Source organism: Flavobacterium piscinae, assembly GCF_004122145.1.
In the GTDB taxonomy this organism is placed as follows: Bacteria; Bacteroidota; Bacteroidia; order Flavobacteriales; family Flavobacteriaceae; genus Flavobacterium; species Flavobacterium piscinae.
This window is the reverse complement of record NZ_SBKQ01000004.1, coordinates 35,643-61,726: the sequence shown is the minus strand read 5'-3', so window position 1 is coordinate 61,726 and position 26,084 is coordinate 35,643. Positions and strand designations below refer to the sequence as shown.

Here is a 26,084-nt window from a genome sequence, read left to right as displayed (position 1 = left end):
ATTCAAAGATATAAATTTAATTTTTTCTAATGATTTGCTAAAAAAAATATAAATTATTTAACAATGGTTTAAGCATGATTTATCTGCTCAAAAGCCATTTTATTAGTAATTACGAAAAAAAATAAAATACAGATGTAAATAAAAAAAATCGGTTAATTTTATAGTCATGGAAAAAAAGGTCCTATTAGCAGTAGAACAGTTGACAATTTCTTTTAAAAAAGAAAAAGAATTTGTGCCCGTTGTTCGAGATTTAACGTATCAATTACATGAAAATGAAATTGTAGGAATTGTAGGGGAGTCCGGTTCAGGGAAATCCGTTTCATCCTTGGCTGTGATGGGATTGCTTCCCACAAAGATTTCGAAAATAGCCAACGGAACGATTTTCTTTAATGATTTCGACATGACCGAGTTGTCTGAAAAAGAATTTCAAAAAGTTCGGGGTAAAGATATTGCGATGATTTTTCAAGAACCGATGAGTTCATTAAACCCGTCTTTAAAATGTGGTTTTCAAGTAGAGGAAATATTAACCAGACACACATCATTATCTAAAAATGAAATAAAAACTGAGGTAATCTCTTTGTTTGAAAAAGTAAAATTGACCAATCCGGAGGAACTATTCAACAAATATCCGCATCAAATCTCAGGCGGACAAAAACAACGCGTGATGATTGCCATGGCGATTGCTTGTAAACCTAAGATTTTAATTGCCGATGAGCCAACAACCGCTTTAGATGTCACTGTTCAAAAAGAGATCATTCAATTGTTGAGAGAGTTGCAACAAGAAACCAAAATGAGTATTTTATTTATTTCCCATGATTTATCGTTGGTTTCTGAAATTGCCAATCGGGTTTTAGTTATGTATAAAGGTGAAATTGTGGAACAAGGCAAATCAAAAGCTATTTTTGAAAACCCGCAACACAATTATACCAAAGCATTGATTTCCTCCCGACCTTTGTTGGAATTTCGGTTGAAAAGGCTTCCAACCATTCAAGATTTTTTAAATGATAGGTCTAAAAGTGAAATTGTAACCGCAGAAGAACGAAAGGAAAATCATGAAAAAATATATGCCCAAGCCCCTCTTTTGGAAGTTAAAAATGTAGAAAAAGAATATCTTTCGACTGTTGGTTTATTTGGAAAAAAATGCTCTTTTAAAGCAGTTAATAATGTGAGTTTTAAAATTTATGAAGGCGAAACGGTAGGTTTGGTGGGCGAATCCGGTTGTGGAAAATCCACGTTAGGCAACGCCATTTTGCAATTGGATAAAGCTACTGCCGGACAAATTATCTATAAAGGAAACGATATTACGAAATTGAATAAAGACGAAATCCGAAAACTCAGAAAAGAAATTCAACTTATTTTTCAGGATCCGTATTCTTCTTTAAATCCCAGAATTCCAATTGGCAAAGCGATTATGGAACCGATGAAAGTGCACGGTTTGTATAAAAATGATGCCGAACGAAAAGTAAAAACCATAGAAATTTTAGAACGAGTAGGGTTGGGTGAAGCTTTTTTTAACCGTTATCCACATGAATTTTCCGGTGGTCAACGACAACGAATTGGTATTGCGAGAACCATTGCTTTGCAACCAAAATTAATTGTTTGCGATGAATCGGTTTCTGCGTTGGATATTTCAGTTCAAGCTCAGGTATTGAATTTATTGAATGAATTAAAAGAAAATTTTGGGTTCACTTATATCTTTATTTCTCATGATTTGGCTGTTGTAAAATACATGAGCGATCAAGTTTTAGTTATGAATAAAGGAAAGATTGAGGAAATGGCGGATGCAGATGAATTATATGCTCATCCGAAAAGTGAGTATACTAAAAAGTTAATTGAGGCAATACCGAAAGGATAAAAAATTGAAATTATGTTGTTTACAGATTCTTTTTCTGCGTTTTATGAACAATTCAAAACCAGTCTTACTGACGGAACTTTTGCCAAACTTACTTTTGCGAAAACCATTGGAAAAACGGAATTGAAAAACATTTTTATTCGTCCCATTTTAGAAGAAAACGAGTTAAAGTTAGAATTAAAATTCCGCTTTCAAAGAGAAGAATTGTTTGAAATTCATACAATCAACAGTGCTTTTGATCGCTTGCTTCCCTTTATCAATAATCCGTTTTTGTCGGTTATTTTGTTTGCTACAGAATTTGATTTGACGTATAAATTAAACAAAAAAAGAATGGTAAATGTAATCGATAAACCGCCTACTTTTGGTAATGCGAATGAGGTTTTGTTGGCGTTTTTGAATAAATGGAATTAAAGTAAGTTTAATAAACTTGTAGACTATTTTTTTGAGCATTTACTTACTTAGCTTTTCTAAACTGTTTTTTAATTCTTTAATCATTTCGTCCTTTTCTTTTAAGCGTAATTCATATTGTTCAATTAACTTTTCGGATAGTTGGTTGATAATACCAAGATTAATCGCAATTCCTCCCTTTTGATCATTGTTTTCCTGATTTATAACAGTTTCACTAAATAAATCCGAAGGTTTAATTTCAAAAATTTCACATAATTTTTCAATATGACTTGACCACGATTGGCTTTCGCCAGATTCTATCCGAGCATAAGCAGATTGAGAAAGATGAAGAATTTCAGCAACATATTCCTGCGACCATCCTTTTTGCTTTCTATATGCTTTAATTTTTGAGCCTATCACTGTATTCATAGTATTCTTTTTTAGTCAAAGTTAATTTGTTATGCAAAATCAGGGTAAAAATACTTAAAATTTGCATAAAAAGATTTAAATTTTATTTGTAGTTTAGCTGTACACATTTTTATTAAAATTTAATACCTACACGCCATGCAGAATAATTTAGAAATCATTTTCTTTCTATTTACATCCATCTTCAACTTTTTACTGTGCTTACTTTTATATTATACAAGAGGAAAACCTAAATATGTTTTTCTTAAAGATATTCATTTCTATTATTTAAAAAGAAATTAAAGTAAAATACAAACCATTTTTAACAATTTTATAAAAGTAATTATATGAAGATAAAAGTTAAACCCTTAATCAAATTAGTAGTTTTTTGCTCTTTTTTAGCCTATTTTGGTTGCTCAACCGATTTTGAAGTGGTAGATAATTCTACTGGCACACATTTTGGAGTAAAGAATAAGGGCCCAAAAGTAAAAACTTTTAAAGGTGCTGATGCCATGCAAATGAAAAATAAGCTTGAAAAGATGATGGGCAAATCGTCAAGTTTCAACATTTTTCGGAACTCAGGATTAACAGCTAGAGGTTCTGAAAATTTAGAAATTGATTTTTCAGAAATCATGGAAGTAATAGATACGTTAGGAAACAAGAATTATACGTTTAAAATTATTAACCATCCTGATGATAATTATAAAATATTTCATAACTTAGTTATAACTGAAAAAGATGAAAATCTAAAAATAAAATTGGTAAAGTATGAAATGACAGATGAATTTGCACTTGCCTATCAAAACAATTCTGAAAAATTTGTAGATTTTAAGGGAACCGTTTCTACAATAGGACTTGATCCGGCAATAGACCCTTGTGCAGATTTAATAATTGAAGTTCCAGGGAGTCAGTCAGGTGGAAGCGGATATGATGGTTCTGGCGACAATTCAGGTTCCAATCCCGGTAGTGGAGAAAATGGTGGGCCAAGTGGAGGATCTAGTGGTGGTGGTTGCGTTAGCTTTTACTTGAGTTGTTCTTGTGGCAGAACATATGAAAATTGGGATAGTTATACAGGTTCAATGTGTGGAGATGGTAGCAATCCGGGTTATGATTTAACCATTGTAATTATGGAATTTGCGTGTAGAATGGCATCTGACCCTTGTGCAGATGAAGATGGTTTGGTGGGGATATTGCCGGTAAATTTAACCCAACCATGTGATGAATTAAAAAAATTAGCACAAAGTCCTAACTATATCCAATCAATCAACTATTTGAAGCAGAAAGCAGCTGGGCCCAAAGAACATGCATGGGTTTATAAGTATTTTGAAGAGTCAACAAATTTTGCACCCCCAACTGTTGCAGGGCATAATACGAAAAACCCACATAAAGTAGAATTAAAAGATTTTATGTCGCAGGAATGGATAGGAGCTATGCATAACCATACCTCAGGAACCCAAGGAGGCATAAAGATGTTCTCTTCTGGGGATTTATTGTGGCTTTTTAGAAAAACTGAGATAAGAAACTCTTATCAACCGCCTAGTGTTTCATCTCAGGGTATATCTGAAATGTTTCTTGGCCTAGTAAATGAAAATGAAGTATATTGCCTTAAAATAAAAGACTGGACTAAGTTTTATACACTACATAATCCTAAGGTTTTAAAAGAATTTGACGAAAAATTAGTAAACCGCTACAGAAAAGTTGGCATCAATGTTTCTCAATCCCAACTTCAAAAGGAATTTCTAAATCTTTTAAATGAATTTGATTTAGGCGTTGGTTTGTATAAACAAGAAACGAATGGAAACTGGAGTGAAATTAATTTAGACCCAAGAAATCCAAATAACATTCCTGTACAGACTCCATGTAATTAAAAAATAAAAACTCATGAAAAAAATAATATTAGGAATAATACTTTTATTCAACTTTAGCTTAGTCGCTCAAAACCCGATTTTAGATATTCATACAGCTGATTTTGCAAATATAGAGAATGCATATTATAAAGACATTGACAATTTTTACAATCAGTTTGTCGGTACATGGATTTATACAGACTCTGTTAAAATCATACGATTTAAATTTGTTAAAAAAGAAATGTTTTACAGACAGTCTATAAAAAGTTGTTATGTAGATTATTTAGTGGGAGAAATGCAGTATGTAGAAAACGGTGTAGAAAAAATCAATTCATTAATAAATTTAAATATTAATCATTCTGAAATTTATAATTATAATTTATATAGTTATGGTAAGACCAATAAAGATTGGTATCCAAAGTGCCTTGAGTGTCCAGATACTATTGAACGTTTGCCAATGAGCTATAATGAACCAACAAATGATGATGCGGGTTTAGAAGCTGCTTTTGTCATGCATAGAGCTGATGAAAACGGGGTTGAAAAAATTAAAATACAGTATATTGAAACTATTGGAGCTTACGGTATAAAACCGGACGGCTCACCTTCTATTACAACAAATTTCACAATTCCTTATGGAGATTATATATTGATAAAGGAAAATTAGAAAAAAAATTAAGCGATTGATTAAAAACGTAATCAGTCGCTTTAATTTTCTCTTTATTAATAATCCTTTTTATCGGTTATTCTATTCACTACCGAATTTGATTTGATTTATAAATTGAACAAAAAACGAATGGCGAGTGTCACCGATCAGCCTCCTTCTTTTGGTAATGCGAATGAGGTTTTGTTGGCGTTTTTGAATAAATGAAATTATCGAAATAATAAAGGTGCAAATTCTGAGAGATAATCTCGCCAGTTTGACCAAGTGTGGCCCCCTTCCGATTCTTTGTAGGTATAGTTGAAATTCATTGAATTAAATAGATTTCTAAAATCGGTGGCTTCTTTGTATAAGAAATCTGTTTTGCCAATCGCTTTCCAATATAATTGATAATTATTCTCTTTTTGAGTTTTGAGCTTTTTTTCGATGTTTACATACATTTCACTATCCGCTTCTTTCGGTTGAAAAAGAGCCGCCGAAAACACGCCCATATAATCAAATGTTTTTGGATAATTAGCAGAAATAATGATGGTATGGAATCCGCCCATTGATAATCCTGCAATGGCTCTTGATGATTTTTCTTTTTTTACACGGTATTCCGATTCAATAAATTGAATCACATCCCCAAAAGCTTTTTCGGTGTTTCCCGAAAACATATCCGGTTGAATAAAGTCCGGCGTATAAAAACCTTCTTTGGATTCTCCTGGAGCTGCGGATTGACCTGCATTTCCGTTTGGCATGACCACAAGCATTGGTTTTGCTTTTCCTTGGGCAATTAGGTTGTCTAAGATTTGAGCAGTTCTTCCAAGGGTGATCCAAGCTTCTTCATCGCCACCTGCTCCGTGTAATAGGTAAAGAACAGGATAATTTTCTTTGCTTTTTTCATATCCTGGTGGAGTGTAAACCGTTAATCTTCGGTTCTTTTTTAAAGTAGGTGATTCATACCATCGTTTTGAAACAGTTCCGTGTGGCACATCATTCACTTTATATAATTCGGCTTTTCCACCGGGAACAATAAAAATATTGACAACAGTTGCCACATCTCTACTAAAATGAACGTTGTTTGGGTCGTTAACAGCCAAACCATCTGCTATAAATTTATAACTGTATAATTCAGGTTGTAGTGTAGAAGTCGTATAAGTCCAAATTCCTTTTTCATTTTTCTTCATTTCGGTTTTTCCTTCAATCAAACCTAGTTGACTAAGAAAATCTCCGACTAAAAATACTTTCTTTGCGTTCGGTGCTTCAAAACGAAATGTAACGGTGTTGTCGCCGTGAATTTCGGGCGAAATAATTTTTTTCTCACCCGAAAAATCTACATTTTCCTGAGCATAAATGATGGAAAAGCAAAGAGAGAGAAGAAGCGAATACGTGGACTTTTTCATTTTTATAATTTTAATCTAAAACCATCTCAGGAATTTCTCCTTCCACAATCAATGTTCCTTCGGTGGCTTTTATGATTTCTTCAACTGAAACACCTGGAGCTCGTTCAAGAAGTTTAAAACCTTTTGAAGTAACATCCATCACCGCTAACTCGGTGACAATTTTTTTTACGCATCCCACACCGGTTAGCGGAAGGGTACAATTTTTTAAGACTTTCGATTCGCCGGCTTTGTTCACGTGCATCATGGCAACGATGATATTTTCGGCCGAAGCCACTAAATCCATTGCTCCGCCCATTCCTTTGACCATTTTTCCGGGGATTTTCCAATTGGCAATATCGCCGTTTTCGGAAACTTCCATCGCTCCTAAAATGGTTAAATCTACTTTTTTGCTTCGAATCATTCCAAAACTGAAAGCGGAGTCAAAAAAGGAAGCTCCGGGCAACGTGGTAATGGTTTGTTTTCCTGCGTTGATGATATCCGCATCTTCTTCGCCTTCAAACGGAAATGGCCCCATACCCAGCACGCCGTTTTCGCTTTGAAATTCTACCGAAATATCCGTTCGAACAAAATTAGCAACCAATGTCGGGATTCCGATTCCTAAGTTTACATAGTAACCGTCTTTTACTTCTTTTGCAATGCGTTTTGCTATTTGATTTTTATCTAAAGCCATTTTTAATGTGTCAATGTGTTAATTAGTCGATGTGTCAATTAGGGAAATGTCAATGAATTGTCCCATTGCCACATTATTTCTGTCTAACTGTTCTTTGTTCGATTCTTTTTTCAAACTTTTCGCCTTGAAAAATTCGGTTCACCATAATTCCGGGAATGTGAATTTGATTGGGGTCTAATGTTCCGGCGGGGACTAATTCTTCTACTTCGGCAATGGTGATTTTTGCGGCTCCGGCCATGCAAGAATTGAAATTTCGAGCTGTTCCTTTAAAAATAAGGTTTCCGGCTTCGTCACCTTTCCAAGCTTTCACGATGGCAAAATCGGCTTTGTAAGCTTCTTCCATCACATACATTTTTCCGTTGAATTCACGGGTTTCTTTTCCTTCGGCTACTTCAGTTCCAAATCCGGCAGGGGTAAAAAAGGCGGGGATTCCATGTTGAGCGGCTCTGCATTTTTCGGCTAATGTTCCTTGCGGCGTGAGTTCAACATCTAATTCTCCCGACAACATTTGACGTTCGAATTCTGCATTTTCACCTACATAAGACGAAATCATTTTTTTGATTTGCTTTTTTTGCAATAATAAACCTAAACCGAAATCATCAACGCCGGCATTGTTAGAAATGCAGGTTAGGTTCGTTACGTTCATTTTAACTAATTCAGCAATACTGTTTTCTGGAATGCCACAAAGGCCAAAACCTCCGAGCATAATCGTCATATTATCGGTAATTCCGGTAAGAGCTTCTTGAACGGAATTTACTTTTCGTGTAATCATATTGTTTGTTTGTTTTTCGGATTTTAAAGGTATAAAAAAATGGGCTTTTTGCAAAGTCCATTCTCTTATAATTATTTTGATGTGAAATTCCTAAAAATTGAATTCATCCAAATCTTGGTCGAAGTCTAATGTGTCTTTTACCGTTTTCCAACAATCTACTTTAACGGTAATATTTTCCGGTCTTTCGAAAGGATCTTTGGAAACGTTCAGTTTATTGTCTTTGTAGCATTTGTCCATATAAATTCCCCAAATCGGTAAAGCCATTGTAGCTCCTTGTCCCATGGCTGTAGTATTGAATCTGGCAGAGCGGTCTTCACATCCTACCCAAACTCCCGTACATAAATTAGGGACAAATCCCATGAACCAACCATCCGAATTATTTTGAGTAGTTCCTGTTTTTCCGGCAATTGGGTTATCCAATTTGTAATCGTAACTTCTAAATCCGGCTCTACCGCCTCGAAGTCTTGTTCCGGTTCCGTCTTCGGTAACGCCTTCCATTAATTTTACAACCGCATAAGCAACGTCTTGACTGAGGACATCATGACTCTCCGGAATCGCTTCAAAAATCACATTCCCGTTTTTATCTTCAATTCGGGTAATCATTTGTGGTTTTATATAAATTCCTTTGTTAGCAAACGTACTAAAAGCCGCTACCATGTCTTGAACTGTAATTTCAACTGCTCCTAAACAAATGGAAACCTGCTCAGGAATTTCTGCAGAAACACCTAATTTATGAGTTAAATCTATGACTGCTTTGGGTCCGGTTCTGTCAATTAATTTGGCAGAAATGGTATTGATGGAATTAGCCAATGCTTTCTTTAAATTGATCATACCGCGGTATTTTCCATCCGAATTTCTTGGTGTCCAATCAGCACTAACGTTATGTCTTCCTCTCGGAATTGTAAAAGGAGCATCTATAATTGAATCACAGGGTGACATATTTAATTGTTCAATTGCCGTGGCATATACAAACGGTTTAAACGTAGACCCTACTTGTCTGGCACCTTGTCCGGCATGGTCGTATTGAAAATGTTTGTAGTTGATGCCGCCCACCCATGCTTTTACGTGTCCGGTTTGGGGTTCCATCGAAATCATTCCGCTTCTTAGAAAATGTTTGTAGTAGCGTATGGAATCCATTGGCGTCATGATGGTGTCGCGTTCGCCTTTCCAAGTAAAAACCCTCATTTCAGTCTTCACGTCAAACGATTTGATAATTTCCTCTTCGCTTTTATCTTGAGCTTTCATCAATCGCCAACGTTCAGAATTTTTCATGGCTCTTTTAAGCAAATTTTCTGTTTCATCATCAGTAATTCTGTAAAAAGGAGCATTCTTGTTTTTCTTCTGACTTTTAAAAAATTCAACCTGAAGGTTTTTTAAATGTTCATGCACTGCCTCTTCAGCGTGTTTTTGCATACGCGAATCAATAGTGGTGTATATTTTTAAACCATCGTTGTAAATATTGTATTCTGAGCCATCGGGTTTTTTATTCTCTTTCACCCATTTTTTCATGTAATCACGGAGGTACTCTCTAAAATAAGTAGCAATTCCCTCTAAGTGACTTTCGGGATTAAAATTTAAAACAATTGGTTTTTTTTCTAATTGTGCTTTTGCCTCCGGCTCTAAAAAGTTGTTACGAACCATTTGATTTAGCACCGTGTTTCTTCTTTTTAAAACCAATTCTTTTCTTTTTTCTCTAGTTGGATTATACAGCGAAGGGTTTTTTAGCATTCCAACTAATAGAGCACTTTCTTCGATAGTTAATTCTTTGGGTTCTTTTCCAAAGTATACTTTAGCCGCGGATTTTATGCCTACCGCAGTATTGACAAAATCAGCTCTGTTCAAGTATAAAGCAATAATTTCGTTCTTGGTATATTGCCGTTCTAACTTGGTGGCAATAATCCATTCTTTTACTTTTTGAACTAATCTGAAAAGAATAAATTTTGAACCCTCGCCATGAAATAGCAATTTCGCTAATTGTTGAGAAATAGTACTGGCACCACCATCTGCTCCAAGTTTTACAGCGGCACCGATTAATCGTCTTCCATCAATTCCGGAATGCTCATAAAATCGTTCGTCTTCTGTGGCAACCAAAGCATCAACAAGGTGTTTTGGCAATTCATCAAAGGTTACAGGCGAACGGTTTTCACGGTAAAATTTACCCAAAACCACACCATCTGAAGAAATGATTTCAGTAGCTAAATTTGAATCCGGATTTTCCAATTCGTCAAAACTAGGCATGGATCCAAACAATCCGAAATTGGCAAAAACAAAAAACAAGAAAACACCTGCTAATCCTATGAAAAATACTTTCCAGAATTTTTTTTGATAGTATGCGATGTCTTTTACGGACGAATTATTTTTCTTAGCCATATTATTCTGCTTTTTCAATTCGTAAACCTACGTCAGTGACTCCATCGAGTGCTTCAACCCCTTCAATTTTACCCGATTTTCTGACGGCTTGTTGAATATAAATTTGATATTTCCCTGATTTTGGAAACACAAAATTTTCTTTGTAATACAATTTATTTTCTTTGGTATCGGTCAAGCCTTTTCCCATTAGCGTTCCGTCTGGTTCAGCCATTTGATATTCTAACGTGTCGACTATAGTTTTTTTGTTAGGCTGTTCCATTTCAACAATCAGAAACAAATTATTGAATTCATAATTTTTGTTATTTCGTATGTTGATGTAAAGATTATGTTTAGCTACTGTATCTTTTTGTTCTACTGAAAAAGACACAATGCTGTCTTTGTGCCATGCTTTTCCAACTTTTTTATAGTCGTCAAAAAGTCTTTTTTTGTCACATGACGTTACAATTATCAATAAAAAAACTAAAAAAAGACTATTTCTTAGGGTCATTTTTAACAATTTTATTTGGTCTTCTTTTTTTGTTGTTATTCTTTTTGCGTTTGGGTTGATCAAAACGGGTTAAACTTTCTTGACCCATCGCGTTATTGAAATCTTGTTTTGGTTCAGCCACAATTTCTAAGGCAAAATCTTCCAGTGACGAAATTCTTTTCCGTTGTTTATTTTCTGCTACAATTTCTTTTACTTGATCAATGTGAATCACATGCCAATTGGCAATATTATCCGCATAAGCAAACCACATTAATCCTTTAAAAATATCTTGTTTTTGGCAATAAGCGATTCCTCTTTCCGTTTCGATTTTAGTGTCAAAATCAGGAAAATCCTTTAATGCATCCATATAAGTATCTAACTCATAGTTCAAACAACATTTGAGTTTTCCGCATTGTCCGGCTAGTTTTTGAGGATTCAACGACAACTGCTGATAACGGGCTGCGGTGGTATTCACACTTCTAAAATCAGTCAACCAAGTAGAACAGCACAATTCTCTTCCGCAGGAACCAATTCCGCCCAACCGGGCTGCTTCTTGACGAAAACCAACTTGCTTCATTTCAATTCTGGTTTTGAACGCTTGGGCATATTCTTTAATTAATTGACGAAAATCAACGCGGTCTTCTGCAGTGTAATAAAAAGTAGCTTTTGAACCATCTCCTTGGAATTCGATATCGGAAATTTTCATTTGCAATTGAAGTTGAATCGCAATTTCACGAGCCTTTACTTTCATGGGCTCTTCTTTCTTTTGTACATCAGCCCAAATATCGATATCTTTTTGTGAAGCTTTGCGGTATACTTTAGGGACATCAGCACTGGTTGGATTTACACCTTTTTTCTTCATTTGAACCCTTACGAGTTCTCCCACTAGGGTTACAATTCCCACATCGTGTCCGGGTGAAGCTTCGGTAGCTACAATATCACCAATGATTAATGTAAGTTTTTCTGTATTGCGAAAGAATTCTTTTCGTCCGTTTTTAAAACGTACTTCTACACAATCAAAAACTTCTTGACCACTGGGCAAACTCATGTTGGCTAACCAGTCAAAAACCGTCAATTTGTTGCAGCTATCGGTGCCGCAAGTCCCTTTATTTTGACATCCTTGAGGAGCACCACCGGTTTTGCTCCCTGTTGAACAATTTGTACAAGCCATAATTTTTATATATTGGTCATCTCTTAATTTATAACGAGACTACAGACATTAAACGTTAAGTTGGTAAAGATAGTATTTTTTTGATAGAAGTTGAAAGAGGATTTATCAGAAAAAAGGGTATCAAAAAAAGCCCATTTTAAAATTAAAATAGGCTTTCAAAAGTTAAATTCTTAAATCTTTATTTGATAATTTTAAACAATTTATCCGATAATCTAACTCTAAACGGAACAGCGAAAGTTAATTTATCTCCCGGCTTTGCCGTTTTGTTTTCTTTTCCGTTGACAAAAAATTTATCCAAAATCAATTCCTGATTACCTGTGGTTGGACCGGAAATTAAAATTTTATCACCCGATTTCACTTCTTGATTTTCAATCAAAAACAAACCAACACTGGCTTTGGTATAGTAGTGTTCTGCCTTTCCAATCAATACTTTTTTTTGTTTAATTCGTTCACGAATCGGTTTTGGTTTTTCAATATCATTTGCAACGGCCAATGACACATCACTCAATTCGCCGGAATGTTTGAATTTTAAAGCTTCTGATTTTCCTTTTTTGAAAATCATGTTTCCTTTTTGAATGCCTTTTCTCAACTTAATTTGTTCCGCTAAAGGCAAATGAATGATTTCCTGACATTCTGACGAACAACAATTGTCCATTTTTTCTTTGCATTCGTCACATTGGATAAATAACAGATGACAACCATCATTCACACAATTGGTGTGGTTGTCACAGGGTTTTCCACACTGGTGACATTGTGAAATAATATCTTTTGTAATTCGTTCGCCTAAACGATGATCGAAGACGAAGTTTTTACCAATAAACTTACTTTCAATACCTTCTTGTTCAATTTGACGGGCATATTCAATGATACCACCTTCTAATTGATAGACGTTTTTGAAACCTTTGTGCTTAAAATACGCACTGGCTTTTTCACATCGAATACCTCCGGTACAATACATTAAAAGATTTTTTTCTTCCTTGAGTTCTTTTAATTGTTCTTCAATAATAGGAAGCGATTCTCTAAACGTATCCACGTCCGGAGTAATGGCGCCTTTAAAATGGCCAATTTCACTTTCGTAATGATTTCTGAAATCAACCACAATGGTGTTTGGGTCTTCTAACAATTGATTGAATTCTCTCGCTTTTAAGTGGATTCCTTTGTTGGTAACATCAAATGTGGAATCGTCTAAACCATCGGCCACAATTTTATGACGTACTTTTATGGTTAATTTTAAGAAGGAATGATCATCTTGTTCGCGAGCAATATTCAATCGAATACCACGCATGAAATCATACACTTCCAACGTATCTTTGAATTGGTAAAAATAATCTGCCGGTAACGAGAGTTGGGCATTAATTCCTTCGTGAGCCACATAAATTCTTCCTAGGACATCCAACGGATTCCAAGCTAAGAACAAATCATCTCTAAATTTTTTTGGGTCTTCAATTTTGGCATAGGCGTAAAAAGACAACGTGAGTCGTTGTTTGCCGGCTTGATCAATCAGTTCGGCTCTTTCTTCTGCCCTCATCGTGTTATACAGTTGCATGCTATAAACGTTTTTGGGTTAATACAATAAGGTGAATTCTAAATGGAAGAATTCGCCACAAAAATAAACATTTTAGATTAAATATAAATAGTAGGGTTTTTATTTAATCAATTGTTTTAAAAGTAAAAACACTTTATATTTGTTGAACCTAACTAATTGAGTTTATGAACAGACGTAATTTTTTAAAGAATTCTGGAAAAGTGATCCTAGTCAGTTCGGCTTTAGTGATTACAGGAAATTTAGTTGCCTCTTGTTCGTCAGATAGTGATGATTCGTATGATGATGGTTATTATAACGATGGTTACTATGATGATGGATACTATGACGACGGTTATTACGATGATGGCTATTATGACGATGGTTATTACGACGACGGTTACTACGATGATGGTTATTATGATGATTAATCTTCTATAATTATTCATTGAAGAAAATACTTTTTTTACATGACACCGACACCTCATTAAAACGTGGTGCTGAATTAACTATAACCCAATTGGTCGCTCTTGGCAATCAATTGGGTTACTTTGTTGAGGTTGATTTACTGAAAAATTATGAATCAACAAAAAGTAAAATACAGCAATCCGATTTAATTGTTTTAAATAGCACTTCACGCTGTCGATTTGAAAAAGAATTGCTTCGGTATTTAGTTGATGAAAAAATTAACTACATCAAAATTGAATTTGACTACAATTTTTGCATTCGAAGAAATATATTATGTACAGTCGATAGAGGTATTCGAAATTGTTGCGACAACGAAAAATACCATTTATACCATCAAGTTTTTGGAAATGCTAAGTTGAATGCGTTTCAATCTCCCAAACATTTTGAAGACCACTTTGCTTTTTATGGCGAATCGGTTGCCAATAAAATTATCATGCCACCAACCGTTGAGGTTGATAAATTGCAAATTTCTAAAATTAAAAACGATAGTGTAATTCCTTTTTTTGGTGATTTGAGTTATTTAAAAGGAGGCGAAGCTTTTCTTGATTATGCCATAGAAAATCCTCAATTTACATTTCAGGTTTATGGTAAGAATGAAATAAGAAGAGAATTACCTTCCAATGTTTTTCTGAACGATTATATTTCAAATGAGGAAGTTCTAAAAATTCTTGGTCAATCAAAGTACTTTTTCTGCAAACCGCTTGCGAAGGAAGCATCCGGAAGATTGGCTGCAGAAGCCTTTTTATCTGGTTGTGAAATGATTACCAATGATCGAGTAGGCACTTGGTCGTTTGATTTTTATCCCAACGATAAAGAAAGAGCCAAACAGGAAATGAAAGAAACACCACAACTTTTTTGGGATAATGTGAACCGGATTTTAAATCAAAATGAAACCGAAAATGTTCCCGATTTGGGTCATGTTTTGGTGTATAAAAGCTATGGAGGCTTAGGCGATATTTTCTTTTGTTTGCCTAGTTTGGTCAATTTAAAAGAAGTCTCAACATCAGTTAGTTTTGCGGTTCATCCCAGGTTAGTTTCTTTCTTTACGAAGTATTTTAAAGAAATTAATATTGTGGATGAAGAAAAAATCAAAGAAAGAGAAGCTGAATTTGATATAATCATCGAATTAGGAAATTATCCTGCTTTTCGCGGTTATGATTTGCCGCACGCCATCCGATATTCAACCCATAAAAAAGTAAAACAACACGCTATTCAGCATCATATAGACGGATTGGCAAAGTTTCATAAAAATTATTCCAATCAATACAAAGGTTATCCGTATTTTGAGAGAAATACCGATTTTGAAAATCCCTATTATGTGGTTCATCCCGGGGCTGGTTTTTTACTGAAAATTTGGCCAACGGAAAATTATGCAAAATTGATAGAAGAACTCCATGATTTATTTCCAAAACTAAAATGTAAAATTATTTTAGGGAAAGAAGATCCAAATCCCGCTGATTTTTTCACCAAAGAAATGAATCATATTGAATACATAACAGGCGGTTTAGAGGATATTGGTAAAGCGATGGAACGTGCCTTTTTCCACATTGGTAATGATGCCGGAATTACTCATGTAGCCGGAGCATTCAACGTGCCAACAGTTGGAATTTACGGTCCAACCGGACCCGGTTCTTGGGGCAGTTTTGCTCAGTTTAATGAAATCATTTGGGGCAAAAAAGGCAATTGTGATTTGCGATGCAATTATGATGTTATTATTAATTGTCCGGATCGGGTTTGTTTGTCTTCCACAACCGTTCCAAAAGTGTTGAGTGCGTTGTATCAACTTTTGCAAAAAGCCTATGAAGATATTGCATTCGATTTAAAGGTGAATCCACTTTTAGAAATTGATTTTTCTGAAAAAGATTGTTTACTCAAAATCAATCAAAACGAATTGTTGATTGAATACCGCGATTTATCGATGAAAAATTCCGTAGAAGAAATTTTAAAAGGAAATTTTAAAGATGATTTTTCGGAGGAAGAGGAATCTCTTATTCATGTTTTTATTGAACAACAAGTGCTATTTTGTATTCCTGAATTGAAATAAAAAATCCTTTCAAATTTACATCTGAAAGGATTTAATTTTTATTAAACAGAGCTTAACAAAACTCGTTATAAGCATCTTTTAAATTTTCTGCAATCATTTCCGCCGGACGGCCTTCAATGTGGTGACGTTCTAACATGTGCACTAATTCACCATCTTTAAACAGAGCCATACTTGGCGACGAAGGTGGAAAAGGAAACATGTGTTGTCTCGCAGCATCAACCGCTTCTTTGTCAACACCGGCAAAAACTGTTACCAATTGGTCCGGTTTTTTAGAACCATCTAAACTCATTTTTGCTCCCGGTCTTGCATTTCGGGCAGCACATCCGCAAACAGAATTTACAACAACTAATGTAGTTCCGGGTTGTTTGATAGCATTTTCCACTGCTTCTGCACTATATAATTCTTGAAAACCTACTTCCGATAATTCGGCTCTCATGGGTTTTACCATTTCTTCTGGATACATACTAATTTAAGATTTATGATTGTTGATATTTGATTTTCAGACTGCAAAGTTACTAAGATTTCATTTTTATTCAATGATTTGAATCATAAAGATTTGTTATGATTCAATAAGTTTTTAAAGCAAATCCGATCCGATTTTTAATCCAACAAAAATGGTTCTTGGGCGAGAAGGTCCGTAAATGTAACTTGCATCACGATTCACCCCTGAATCAAAATCATTTTGGTATTGATTAAAAAGATTCTGAATACCGCCACTCAATTGAAGATGTAATTTTTCTTTTACTACAAATGTATAGGAAGATTTTATGTTTATTTCAAAAAAATCTGTTGTAGTTACCAGTCGATCTTCGGCAATAAACCCGGCAAAATGTTGAGCATACATTCTTCCGGTGTAAACTAATGAGAGATTGTTTTGAAAGGCTTTTTTGGGTGAAAAAGTGGCCATAATATTTCCATACACATTGGGTGAGCGAAAGAAATTTCGATTGGTATTGGTTATGTTTTCACTCCATTGAACTGCTTCATCATACAAGGCTTTTTGAAGGGTTGCTCCTGCTTGAAATTGCCATTTTTGTCCCGGAGCATATTTGGCTTCCAGGTTAATTCCGTAAACATTGGCACCACTTCCGTTACGTTTTTCCCAAATTGTTTCTGTCAGTTGTTCTAGTACAAACGGGTCGCTTAATCGGGTGTAAAAAGCTTCAAAGGTTAATCCGGTTTCCGAATTTGGCGAAATTTTGCTCCAATCCAACGAGGTTAAAAAAGAATGCGATGTTTCCGATTCTAATCCATCTGCCAGTTCAACTAAAGCTACTTCTCCGGCTGCAATTCGGGCATGAATATCTTCCGAAAAAACCTGTGGAGCTCTAAAACCTTTGGCATAACTGTTTCGCCATTGCAAATTTTCTTTGAAATTATAGAGAATATTTAGTCTCGGATTAAAAATCACAGCCTCATCGGCAGCGTTGTGAAAATCGGCTCGTAATCCACCCAAAACTTTCAATTTTTCATTGACTTTCCATTCTTGTTGAGCATAAATACCTAAAATGTCTAACGTTTGATTTACGAATGCATTATAACCCGGTTTTTCGTCTACCATTTTTTCTCTTTTGTATTCGGCACCCGTAGTTAAAGTAGCCGAACCTCCCAAAAAGGATTCTTGTTTTCGGTTGTATTGAGCTCCACCGATAAACGTTGTAACTTCAGTATTTCCGTAACCTCTGATGCTTTCTTCATAATCAATATTGCCCAATTCATCGGCTCGACCGCCATAAAAGTTATCGTTTTTAGATTGTTGTGTATTGATATAAACGGCATATTTATTCTTTTCATCTTCCGAATAATTTTCAAAGGTAAGTCCGCCACCAATCATTTTCGAAGTAATTTGTTCAGTGGTATGGGCTTCAAACGGTTGCAAGTCAAATCGATTTTCTCCACCACGTCTGAATTCGTTTATTGTATGAAAATCGGCAGTGATTTTGCTTCGTGCAAACGGCCGGTAGAATGTTTTGAATCCAAAAGTTTGGTTTTGCATAGTGGTAATTTCAGTAAAATTATCATTATTTGCATCAAAAGCACCACGGTCACGTAACATGGCAAAAAGTTGAATACCGTGATTTAAATCATCTGACAAGACCGTTCCATTTAAAGTTAAAGCTTTATCAGGCACTTTTCCATCAATTAAGCCCAAATGCGAATTGATTTCAAATGAATTTTCAATTGGATCTTTAGTAATGATGTTGATGGTTCCTGCAATCGCATTTGAACCATATAATGATGAACCCCCACCACGAACGACTTCAATGCGTTCTATCATATTTGTTGGAATTTGATCTAAACCATACACCCCATTTAGAGCCGAAAAAATCGGTCGGCTATCCATCAAAATCTGAGAATATGCTCCATCAAGTCCGTTCATTCTTACTTGTGTAAAACCACAATTCTGACAATTGGTTTCCATGCGTAATCCGGGTTGAAAACTCAATCCTTCGGATAAACTGATGGCTTGGGCTTTTTGTAACACTTCTGAATTGGTTACGGTTACAATCACAGGAGCTTCCGTTCTTTTTTGCAATCCGCGAGTGGCCGAAACAACAACTTGATTGAGTCCGAAAACACTTTCTTCCAAATTAAAATCCAAATGAATTTTTCCTCCGGAAGGAACATTAATATTTTTTTCTTGGTTTTTAAAACCGATGGCTTGCACGATGATGGTTTGTTTTCCTGAAGGAACTTCAATGGAAAAATTTCCATTTTCATCAGACGACGTTCCTGTAGTTGTATTTTTTAAAAGAATACTTGCAAATGGAACCGCTTGACCTTCAGATAAAATATGACCCACAACCGTTCCTTTTTCTTGAGCTTGTGAAAGTATTGTAAAAGATAAAACAAATAAGAGCAGAATTTTTTTCATACCAAAAAATAAATTTAGACAAAACTAAAAATTATTTTACTCATATCAAATTATCTTAGTATATTTGTTTTCAATTAATTGAATTTATGACCTATTCGGAAGAAAATTATATCAAAGTAATTTATCATTTATCGTTGGTTTCTCCTAAAGGAATTAATACTAATGCCATTGCAGGAATGATTGAAAGCAAAGCTTCTTCGGTGACGGATATGGTGAAGAAATTAGCCGAAAAAGAATTGGTTGATTACCAGAAATACCAAGGTGTTACGCTCACTCAAAAAGGATTACACGCCGCTAAAATGATTGTGCGGAAACATCGTTTGTGGGAAGTTTTTTTGGTAGAAAAATTAGATTTTACGTGGGATGAAGTACACGATTTAGCCGAAGAATTGGAGCACATTAAATCCGAGAAATTAATCAATCGATTGGATGAATTTTTAGGCTTCCCTAAAGAAGATCCGCACGGTGATCCGATTCCAGATCGATACGGTCAAATGATCAAAGTGGAAAAACAATTACTTTCTGAAGTGGGTTTGAACAAAAAAGTGATGTGTTTGGGTGTTAAAGATAGTTCCCCAAGTTTTTTGCAATATTTAGATAAACATCAAATTTCGTTAGGTTCTGAAATTGAAATTATCAATAAAGAAGCCTTTGATATGTCGCTAACTATTTTGATGAATGGAAAAGAGATTTTAATTTCGAATAAAATTGCCGGTAATTTATTTGTAAAAGTGATGTAATATGTTTGATAGTATTGTTGCCTATTTATCGAGTATAGATCCCATTTTAGCGGCTTTGTATGCCACGTTATTTACATGGTTCTTGACGGCTTTAGGGGCATCGGTCGTGTTCTTTTTTAAAACTATGAACCGTGCTGTTTTGGATGGAATGCTTGGTTTTACAGGAGGAGTGATGGTAGCAGCCAGTTACTGGAGTTTATTGGCTCCGGCCATCGAAATGTCGGAAGGAGAGGGTTTTATTAAAGTGATGCCGGCAGCAATCGGATTCATACTTGGAGCTTTTTTTCTTTTTGGTTTGGATAAGTTATTGCCTCATATTCACATCAATTTTAAAGAAACGGAAGGCGTAAAATCACCATGGCAAAAAACGACACTTTTAGTTTTAGCCATTACATTGCACAATATTCCGGAAGGATTGGCAGTGGGAGTTTTGTTTGGCGGTGTTGCTGCCGGAATTCCCGAAGCATCGATTGCCGGAGCAACCATTTTAGCGATTGGAATTGGAATTCAAAATTTCCCAGAGGGAATTGCTGTTTCGATGCCGTTGCGACGAATGGGCATGAGTAGAAAAAAGAGTTTTTTATACGGACAATCATCTGCGTTAGTTGAACCGATAGCCGGAGTTTTGGGAGCCGTTGCCGTGACTTTTTTTACCCCAATTTTACCTTATGCTCTTGCTTTTGCTGCCGGAGCAATGATTTTTGTGGTGGTTGAAGAAGTAATTCCGGAAACGCAACAAGACAAACATACCGATATTGCAACACTCGGATTTATTGGTGGATTTGTGGTGATGATGAGTTTAGACGTAGCCTTGGGTAGTTAATGACAACCACAATCATCGCCACCGCAATTTTTTTTCGATTTTTTCTTTATGAATAAAGGTTTAAAAAGAATAATTACGGCTACCACTACTAAAATATATACGATAATATTTTGAATCATAGTGTAAAAGTAAGAGGTTTTCAAACATCTGAAAACCTCTTATTTGTTAAATTTTTGCTCCTATTGAAATATAAAATGTTCTGCCTTCACCGGGAAGAATACCTGGTCCCGGATAACCACCTGCTCTTCTGGTAGCATATTCTTCGTTTAATAAGTTGTTAATTCCTACCCGAATATTATAATTTTTTAAGAATCTGTATTCGGTTGACAAATCAAACACACGATAATCATCTAAAAGGCCTGTAACACCGTTGGCTGAAGGAGTTGTTGTATTGTTTGCATCCGTAAAAATTTTACCGGTCATTCGATATTGTAAAGTGGAGGAGAAATTATTATTACTCCAAGAAAGCCCAAAATTGTGAATATATCTAGGGGCATTTTCCACTCGATTTCCCTCTAAATTTGTTTCTGTAATGGTAATGTCAGGTGCCGTACCGGAAGTGTTAAAAATCCTAAAATCAGTGTAGCGACTGTCGATAAAACTTACAGAGGCAAATAAATCTAAATTTCCATACGGTTTATCAATATTAAATAATTTGGTAAAGTTCAGATTGAAGAAACCTTCGATTCCTTTGTTTATTGTTTCCCCTAAATTAGTTCTGTAAATAAAAGTTCCTTGTGTTGGGTCATTATCAATAAATTGTCGAATTCCACCTATTCGGTTGTTGTAACTCAAGTAAAATAAGCTAAAATCAAAATTCAAAAAGTTTTTATACGTTCCTCTGAAACCTAAATCAGCATTAAAACCACTGGCATCTTTCAGATTTGGGTCAATTACATCGGTGACAGCAGGTGGAGTTAAATCAGAAAATAAAACGGGTCTATAAGCTTGCGTGATATTAGCATAAATGTTTGTAGAGGTGAATTTGTACTCCATTCCCAATCCAAATAAAGGTTGACTTCTTGAAATCGTTTTATCAGGAAATGCAATATCATTGCCGTTACTGATTCCAAATCTACCTTCGCCTGTGTTTTTGATGTATTCATAACGAACCCCAGGAGTAACACTAAATTTTTCTGAAACTTTAAACTGATTTTCAGCAAATACCGCTACGTTTTCTGTCGTAAAATTTAAATCGCGGGAAAACCTTCCATCAATTGACAAATCGAAATCAGTACCTGTTGTACCTTTTCCATCCTGAACACGTTGCGTATTTGCTCTATACAAACGGACACCGAAAGCAAGATTGTTGTTTATTTTTCCAAGTTTGTACTTGTAAATATTTCTGTTTTCCAAGCCGAAATTTTCATAAAAATCGCGATCTACTCTTCGGTTGGCATACTCATTTGTGGCAAGATTGATAACATCTTCAACATTTGGAGTTGCGGTGAATCCCACACTGTTTCTTTCCCCAATTAGTCCAAAAATTTTAGTATTGGAAGTAAAATTATCATTAATTTTAGTATCAAAATTTAGGGAAAACACATTCCAAGGTGTGGCAAACCAATTTCGCTCTCGTAACGATTGTCTGGGATTATCCTTAAATTGTTCATCTGTTAAACCACCCGCTTGTTGCATTTGATAATCCATGTTGGTGTATTCTGCTGATAACTTTGTGTTTTCTGTAAATCGATACTCCACAAAAGCATGTGTGTTTCTTACAGTATATTCACTGTTTTCTCGCCAACCATCAGCACTTCGGGAATGATTGTAAACGTAATAGGAAAACTTTTTGAAGTTACCCCCAATAGCGTTATAACTACTCATCATACCATAACTTCCAACAGTATTTTGTGTTTCAAATGAGAATTTCTTTTTGGTTTCTCTTTTTAAAACATAGTTCAGCATTCCGCCAAATTGTGGGCCAAATTGCAAGGAAGAACCACCGCGAACTAATTCTATTGTTTCAACAGCCTCCAAAGGTGGGTTGTAATAGGCTTCCGGATAACCAAAAACATCAGAAGAGATATCATATCCGTTTTGACGCGTATTCAACTCCCAACTTCTATTTGGACTTAAACCGCGAACACCCACATTAATTTGGATTCCCGAACCTTCGTTTTCCCAAATGGTAACTCCCGGAATTCTGGAAAAAATTTCTCTACTATTATTTGTAGTGAAATTTCCATTGATTTTGGATAAATGTAATACTTCATTTTTTTTCCCGGAAAAAAGTATATTGTTTTTGATTTCGGGCATTCTTTCCGGACTATTCTTTTTTGGTTCTAATATAACACCGTCTAATTTCAAAGTGTCGCTTACTTGTTCTTGTTGACTATAAATATTAATTATTACAAAGAAAGAGAAGAAAAATAGGATAAAATAGTTTTTCATTTTTATTTAGATTAATTCTACATTGCAAAAATAAAGCGTAAAATTTATTTAGACAAATTATAAATAATAATTTTTTCTACTATTTTTTAAGGTGCTGAAAATGAATTTATTTCAAAAATTGAAAGACAGTCAAAGCGACTAAATAAGCCAAACCACTCATAAAAAGCAATTGAATTATCGGCCATTTCCAAGAATTGGTTTCTTTTTTAACTATGGCTAAGGTACTCATACATTGCATGGCAAAGGCATAAAAAAGCAGGAGTGAAATGCCGGAGGCAAAAGTGTAAATTGGTTTTCCGGTAACGGAATTTACCTCATTTCTCATTTTTTCTTTGATGGTATTTTCTTCATCGGAATGACTACCCACACTGTAAATGGTTGCCATAGTGCCCACAAAAACTTCACGGGCGGCAAAAGAAGCAACAATTCCAATCCCTATTTTCCAATCATATCCCAGCGGTTGAATGACAGGTTCAATCGTTTTTCCGATGATTCCGATATAAGAGTTTTCCAATTTAAAAGAGGCGATTTTATCTTGTAATTCCTCTTCAGACAATGATTGATTTAGAGATTCAGTGGTAATAATCTCTTCTGCATTTGCAAAATTATCAGTTGGTCCATAGGAGGCCATAAACCATAAAATGATAGACAAAGAAACAATGATTTTACCGGCTCCAAACACAAAGGTTTTGGTTTTTTCAAGCACATTCAGCCCAACATTTTTATAATAAGGCATTTTATAATTTGGCATTTCGATGACAAAAAAACTTTTTGATTTGAGTTGAAGCATTTTATTTAATATGGTTGCTGAAACAATTGCCATCAAAAAGCCAAGTGTGTAAAGTAGCATCAATGTAAGACCTTGTAAATTTAAAAAGCCAAAAATTCGTTTGTCGGGTATGATTAAGGCAATTAAAATTGCATATACCGGAATTCTGGCGGCACAAGTAGTAAAAGGTGTTACTAAAATGGTAATTAAACGCTCTTTCCAATTTTCTATATTTCGAGTTGCCATGATAGCCGGAATGGCACAAGCGGTTCCTGAAATTAAGGGTACAACACTTTTTCCGCTAAGGCCAAATCTTCTCATTGTTTTGTCCATTAAAAACACGACTCTACTCATGTATCCACTTTCTTCCAACAAGGAAATGAAAAGGAATAAAATAGCTATTTGCGGAATAAAAATAACCACTCCACCAACACCTGGTATGATTCCTTGAGAAACCAAGTCGTTTAATTTTCCGGAGGGTAAATGTTCGTTAACCCATGTACTTAATGACGCAAACGATTCATCAATAAATTCCATAGGAATACTGGACCATTCAAAAACAGATTGAAAAATCAGAAATAGAATGGCAAAGAATATAACATAACCACCAATTTTATGAGTAAGAATGGAATCTAGTTTACTTCGTAAATCTTTTGCTTTTGCAACATCTACTTTTTTGGCTTCTTTTAGAAGATTATTTATAAATTGATATCGTTTTACAGTTTCTTTATGCTGCAATTTTTTTAATTCTTCATCTGATTTTGAAAAAGAATTATTTTGAAGCACATTTTTAGAAAGTTCTCCAAAATTAACATCTTGAGAAATAACCAACCAAAGTTTATAGTTTTGTTGATTTGGATAAATTCTTCGTAAATTATTAAAATAGTCCGAATCAATTTCTGAAGCATTCAAACAAGGCTCGGTAGATAACTGTTCATAATTAACAATTAAATCTTTTAACTCGTTTATTCCGGTAGATTTTCTCGAACTAATTAAAGCAATTTTGGTTTTTAAAGCAGTTTCCAATTTAGGAATATCTAAAGAAATTCCTTTTAATTCCATTTGGTCGGCCATATTAATGACCAAAATTGTTGGAATTTCTAAATCTTTAATTTGTGTGAAAAGAAGTAAGTTACGCTTTAAATTTTCAACTTCAGTTACCACAATTGCTACATCAGGGTAGTCTTTGTCTTTTTTATTTAACAGCAATTCGATAACCAGATTTTCGTCTAGTGAATTAGCATTTAAACTATACGTCCCCGGTAAATCAAGAATTGTTGCCTTTTTATTATGAGGTAAACTACAGGAGCCAACTTTACGCTCTACGGTTACTCCGGGATAATTTCCAACTTGTTGATTGAGTCCGGTTAATTGATTAAATAAGGAAGTTTTTCCGGTATTTGGATTTCCAATGAGTGCAACTTTTAGGGTTGTATTTTTCATTCAGTAATTTAGTTATGAATGATTTCAACTATAATTTCTTTTGCCATTTCTTTTCGAATAGCCAAATGTGTTCCGTTCATGTCAAGATATAAGGGATCTCCAAAAGGGGCGGCTTGCACTAATTCTACTAAATGACCTTCCATGCAACCCATTTCAATTAATTTTAAAGGGATGGTTTCTAAATTGAAAGCCACAATAATAGCCTTTTCTCCTTTTTTTAATAAATCAACAGTTGTTTGCAAAGTTTATTTAGAATAAATATAAATACAAAAGTAGCTTATTTTCATCAATAAAAATTGATAAAAGTCTGTTAAGAATTTAATTTTTTTCTTCTAGCAAAAAACGAATGTCTCCTATCAATCGTTTTATCTCTTCTTTTTTGGTTCCATCATAAAAACCGCGAACTCTCCTTTGTTTATCAACCAATATGAAATTTTCTGTATGAACCATGTCATACAATTCGCCCTCTGTTTCAGTTTTTACTGCCAAGTACGATTTCCGAGCAATGTAAAAAATGTCTTTTTTGTCACCGGTAACCAAATTCCATTTGGAATCCATCACACCTTTTTCAAGAGCATACTTTTTTAAAACAGGAACACTATCAATATGAGGCATAACGGTGTGCGATAAAAGCATCACCTCTGAAACATCTTTAAAGGTATTTTGAATTTCTACCATATTGTCTTGCATTATCGGACAAATTGTAGGACAAGTAGTAAAGAAAAAATCAGCTACATAAATTTTCCCTTCATAATTTTTTTGGGTTATCATTTCACCATTTTGATTAGTGAATTTAAAATCTGCAATGGTATGATATTTACTAATGTGTTGGACAGTACTGTCAACTAACTCAGGATTTACATCAGAAGGATTAAAAATGGGGAGTTTTTTCTTGGGGGTTAATAAATAAAAAGAAATGGATAAAAAAGTAGCAGAAAAAACCATAAATCCTAACAAGTGAAATTTATAGCGTTTGATAAAGGAAAGCATAACAATTATTTTTACAAAGGTAGAAAACTTATC

At 34.7% G+C, this 26,084-nt stretch carries 22 protein-coding genes; 8 read left to right on the top strand and 14 right to left on the bottom strand.

Annotated elements, in window-relative coordinates; translation table 11 throughout:
* Positions 1-166 precede the first annotated feature (166 nt).
* Together EQG68_RS04645 and EQG68_RS04640 are read left to right on the top strand one after the other, a co-directional pair.
* Positions 167-1,855, top strand: coding sequence for an ABC transporter ATP-binding protein (locus tag EQG68_RS04645; RefSeq protein WP_129463623.1), 1,689 nt, complete (start codon positions 167-169; stop codon positions 1,853-1,855).
* 12 nt (positions 1,856-1,867) lie between these two features.
* Positions 1,868-2,263 carry a hypothetical protein gene (locus EQG68_RS04640; protein WP_129463622.1) on the top strand — a complete coding sequence of 132 codons (396 nt, stop codon included), beginning with the start codon at positions 1,868-1,870 and terminating at the stop codon, positions 2,261-2,263.
* A gap of 39 nt (positions 2,264-2,302) precedes the next feature.
* On the opposite strand, the gene EQG68_RS04635 is transcribed toward EQG68_RS04640, so the two are convergent.
* On the bottom strand, positions 2,303-2,668 hold the full coding sequence (locus EQG68_RS04635) for a helix-turn-helix domain-containing protein (protein ID WP_129463621.1): 366 nt from the start codon (positions 2,666-2,668) through the stop codon (positions 2,303-2,305).
* A 323-nt stretch (positions 2,669-2,991) separates the two neighbouring features.
* On the opposite strand from EQG68_RS04635, the gene EQG68_RS04630 reads away from it, so the two are divergent.
* Positions 2,992-4,512, top strand: coding sequence for a hypothetical protein (locus tag EQG68_RS04630; protein ID WP_129463620.1), 1,521 nt, complete (start codon positions 2,992-2,994; stop codon positions 4,510-4,512).
* Positions 4,513-4,525: 13 nt separating this feature from the next.
* A complete protein-coding gene (locus tag EQG68_RS04625) occupies positions 4,526-5,155 on the top strand; it encodes a DUF6705 family protein (protein ID WP_129463619.1) in 630 nt (209 codons plus the stop codon).
* Between the two features lie 206 nt (positions 5,156-5,361).
* Here EQG68_RS04625 and EQG68_RS04620 read toward each other — a convergent pair whose 3' ends face one another.
* The 7 genes from EQG68_RS04620 to trhO all read right to left on the bottom strand — a co-directional run bounded on the left by EQG68_RS04620 (position 5,362) and on the right by trhO (position 13,529).
* A complete protein-coding gene (locus EQG68_RS04620) occupies positions 5,362-6,534 on the bottom strand; it encodes an esterase (RefSeq protein WP_129463618.1) in 1,173 nt (390 codons plus the stop codon).
* 10 nt (positions 6,535-6,544) lie between these two features.
* Positions 6,545-7,204, bottom strand: coding sequence for a 3-oxoacid CoA-transferase subunit B (locus tag EQG68_RS04615; RefSeq protein WP_129463617.1), 660 nt, complete (start codon positions 7,202-7,204; stop codon positions 6,545-6,547).
* Between the two features lie 73 nt (positions 7,205-7,277).
* Entirely contained in the window at positions 7,278-7,976 is a 699-nt protein-coding gene (locus EQG68_RS04610; protein WP_129463616.1) for a CoA transferase subunit A, read from the bottom strand.
* A 90-nt stretch (positions 7,977-8,066) separates the two neighbouring features.
* A complete protein-coding gene (locus EQG68_RS04605) occupies positions 8,067-10,346 on the bottom strand; it encodes a penicillin-binding protein 1A (RefSeq protein WP_129463615.1) in 2,280 nt (759 codons plus the stop codon).
* A 1-nt stretch (position 10,347) separates the two neighbouring features.
* Entirely contained in the window at positions 10,348-10,833 is a 486-nt protein-coding gene (locus EQG68_RS04600) for a gliding motility lipoprotein GldH (protein ID WP_129463614.1), read from the bottom strand.
* Positions 10,817-11,983, bottom strand: a complete 1,167-nt coding sequence (locus tag EQG68_RS04595) for a PSP1 domain-containing protein (protein ID WP_129463613.1) — start codon at positions 11,981-11,983, stop codon at positions 10,817-10,819. The genes EQG68_RS04600 and EQG68_RS04595 overlap by 17 nt, the downstream gene beginning before the upstream one ends.
* 178 nt (positions 11,984-12,161) lie before the next feature.
* Positions 12,162-13,529: an oxygen-dependent tRNA uridine(34) hydroxylase TrhO gene (trhO, locus tag EQG68_RS04590; protein ID WP_129463612.1), complete on the bottom strand. Its 1,368-nt coding sequence runs from the start codon at positions 13,527-13,529 to the stop codon at positions 12,162-12,164.
* 164 nt (positions 13,530-13,693) lie between these two features.
* Between trhO and EQG68_RS15185 the strand changes: the two genes are divergently transcribed.
* Both EQG68_RS15185 and EQG68_RS04580 read left to right on the top strand, forming a co-directional pair.
* Positions 13,694-13,936 (top strand): hypothetical protein, encoded by a 243-nt coding sequence (locus EQG68_RS15185; protein WP_187347459.1) that lies wholly within the window; start codon positions 13,694-13,696, stop codon positions 13,934-13,936.
* 17 nt (positions 13,937-13,953) lie between these two features.
* Positions 13,954-16,017, top strand: coding sequence for a glycosyltransferase family 9 protein (locus EQG68_RS04580; RefSeq protein WP_129463611.1), 2,064 nt, complete (start codon positions 13,954-13,956; stop codon positions 16,015-16,017).
* Positions 16,018-16,069: 52 nt separating this feature from the next.
* Here EQG68_RS04580 and EQG68_RS04575 read toward each other — a convergent pair whose 3' ends face one another.
* Positions 16,070-16,480, bottom strand: a complete 411-nt coding sequence (locus EQG68_RS04575; protein WP_129463610.1) for a BrxA/BrxB family bacilliredoxin — start codon at positions 16,478-16,480, stop codon at positions 16,070-16,072.
* 114 nt (positions 16,481-16,594) lie between these two features.
* A complete protein-coding gene (locus tag EQG68_RS04570) occupies positions 16,595-18,892 on the bottom strand; it encodes a TonB-dependent receptor (RefSeq protein WP_129463609.1) in 2,298 nt (765 codons plus the stop codon).
* Between the two features lie 86 nt (positions 18,893-18,978).
* Here EQG68_RS04570 and EQG68_RS04565 point away from each other — a divergent pair, with 86 nt between their 5' ends.
* Together EQG68_RS04565 and EQG68_RS04560 are read left to right on the top strand one after the other, a co-directional pair.
* On the top strand, positions 18,979-19,632 hold the full coding sequence (locus tag EQG68_RS04565) for a metal-dependent transcriptional regulator (RefSeq protein ID WP_129463608.1): 654 nt from the start codon (positions 18,979-18,981) through the stop codon (positions 19,630-19,632).
* A gap of 1 nt (position 19,633) precedes the next feature.
* On the top strand, positions 19,634-20,455 hold the full coding sequence (locus EQG68_RS04560) for a ZIP family metal transporter (RefSeq protein WP_129463607.1): 822 nt from the start codon (positions 19,634-19,636) through the stop codon (positions 20,453-20,455).
* 165 nt (positions 20,456-20,620) lie between these two features.
* On the opposite strand, the gene EQG68_RS04550 is transcribed toward EQG68_RS04560, so the two are convergent.
* The 4 genes from EQG68_RS04550 to EQG68_RS04535 all read right to left on the bottom strand — a co-directional run bounded on the left by EQG68_RS04550 (position 20,621) and on the right by EQG68_RS04535 (position 26,051).
* Entirely contained in the window at positions 20,621-22,849 is a 2,229-nt protein-coding gene (locus tag EQG68_RS04550; RefSeq protein WP_129463606.1) for a TonB-dependent receptor family protein, read from the bottom strand.
* 106 nt (positions 22,850-22,955) lie between these two features.
* Positions 22,956-25,061, bottom strand: coding sequence for a ferrous iron transport protein B (gene feoB / locus EQG68_RS04545; protein WP_129463605.1), 2,106 nt, complete (start codon positions 25,059-25,061; stop codon positions 22,956-22,958).
* 8 nt (positions 25,062-25,069) lie between these two features.
* Positions 25,070-25,303: a FeoA family protein gene (locus EQG68_RS04540; protein WP_129463604.1), complete on the bottom strand. Its 234-nt coding sequence runs from the start codon at positions 25,301-25,303 to the stop codon at positions 25,070-25,072.
* Between the two features lie 76 nt (positions 25,304-25,379).
* Entirely contained in the window at positions 25,380-26,051 is a 672-nt protein-coding gene (locus tag EQG68_RS04535; protein ID WP_129463603.1) for an SCO family protein, read from the bottom strand.
* Between the last annotated feature and the right edge of the window lie 33 nt (positions 26,052-26,084).